The sequence below is a fragment of the Haloferax sp. s1 genome, from assembly GCF_058382125.1.
In genome coordinates, this window is sequence record NZ_JBZRPK010000172.1 from 1 (window position 1) to 1,610 (window position 1,610).

Sequence of the window (1,610 nt, forward strand, 5' to 3'; positions counted from 1 at the left end):
GCCTTGGCCCGTATCGGAAATGCGCGTCCTGATTGTTCCCCTCTCTTCGTCCTTCTCGGTGGTCACGGTCACACACAGTTCGTCGGGGTCGTTGTGGATCGCAGCGTTCGAGAGGACGTTGCCGATGACTTCATTCAGCAGTTCATCGCCTTTAACGTGCACTTCGTTGTGAATGTCAGTCTCGAACGTCACTTCGGGATATGCCGACTGGACGCGCGCAACCTCCTCGGTGATGATTGCTGAGAGGTCGACGTTCGTCAACTGATGCTCCGACTCTCTGGTTAACGTTTGTATGACGTTGCGAACGCGCTGGACGATATCTACAACGTCATCGGACCACCGCAGAATCGTTTCAGCGTGTTGGTGGTGGTCGTCTTCGTCGAGGTCCTCAACGAGGAGCTCCGCGTGTCCCCGAATGACGGTCATCCCGTTGAGAACGTCGTGTCGGAGGATGCTATTGAAAAACTCCAGCTGGTCGCTTCGATATTCCAATTCTTCAGCGTGGACAATGGCACGCTCTGCGGCGCGCTCGCGCTGGATTGCGCGCGCTTCTATAATTCCAATCAGAAGACCACCAGCCGCCCCCATTGCGATTGCGAACCGGACCCAGCCGAAAAAGAATGAGAGGCCTATTTCAGCGGGAAACACGAGGATAATGAAGAGATTGATCCCGAGGTAGACGCCCAACCCGCCGAGGAGCCATTTAACGATTCGAGCGTACCGTTCCGGTCCCAGTCCGCTTCGTTCGAGCCAATACCCGCCATAGATAATGCCGAATACGAACGGACTCGTAGTGATGATGTAGCCGAAAAGATCCGTCGAACGAAACCAGTCCAGTCTCATCTCCCCGAGGACAACCCATTCTCCAAAGACAGAGAGTAGAAGTACACCTCCGAACCCGATGATGAGTTGCGGTATCCGATTTACGCGGGAATCGGAGAACTGATGGATATCTACCATCTTTGCCGTAGGAATTTCATTGTTCAGAACATATGTCTTTCTCCCGTCTGAGAGATGTACACCCTCGACAGAGCGGTTGATATCATTCCATTCAGCGTGAAATTCTCTCTGGTTGAAATCAACAACAGTCGTTAACCGCGCTAGCCACGATGCACCAACTAAGGGTGTCTCTGATAGCCGATGAGCGTGGTTGAGACCTTCATCGAGGGGTTGCGTCTCGGTGGCGAGATGTTCTGGGAGACGTGGTGGGCGCTCGTACTCGGATTTACGATTGCGGGGGCGGTCGAAGCGTTCGTCAGCGAGGAGCAAATGACGCAGGTTCTAGGCGGTAGTGGTTGGCGCGAACTGGGGTTGGGGTCGCTGTTCGGTGCCGCATCGTCGAGTTGTTCGTTCGGTGCGGTCGCCACGACGAAGTCCCTGTTCAAGAAGGGCGCATCCCCGGTGGCGAGCCTCGCAGCGTTCCAGTTCGCCAGCACGAACCTCGTAATCGAACTCGGACTCGTGATGTGGATTCTCCTCGGCTGGGAGTTTGTAATCGCCGATTACGTCGCTGGTAGCATCCTTATCGTGTTATTCGCAGCGATTCTCGAATACGCCGTCCCGGACGCTTGGTTTCGCGCCGCTCGCGAGCACTTACAGACACAGGAGGG

General features: G+C 55.2%; 2 protein-coding genes. One reads left to right on the forward strand and one right to left on the reverse strand.

The features are described 5' to 3' along the window. Nucleotides 1–960 (reverse strand): sensor histidine kinase (locus tag QT222_RS01345; RefSeq protein WP_491476058.1); only part of this gene is annotated, 960 nt, incomplete at its 3' end. A gap of 180 nt (nucleotides 961–1,140) precedes the next feature. On the opposite strand from QT222_RS01345, the gene QT222_RS01350 reads away from it, so the two are divergent. Beyond that, nucleotides 1,141–1,610: permease (locus tag QT222_RS01350; protein ID WP_491476059.1), on the forward strand; the 470-nt coding region annotated here is incomplete at its 3' end.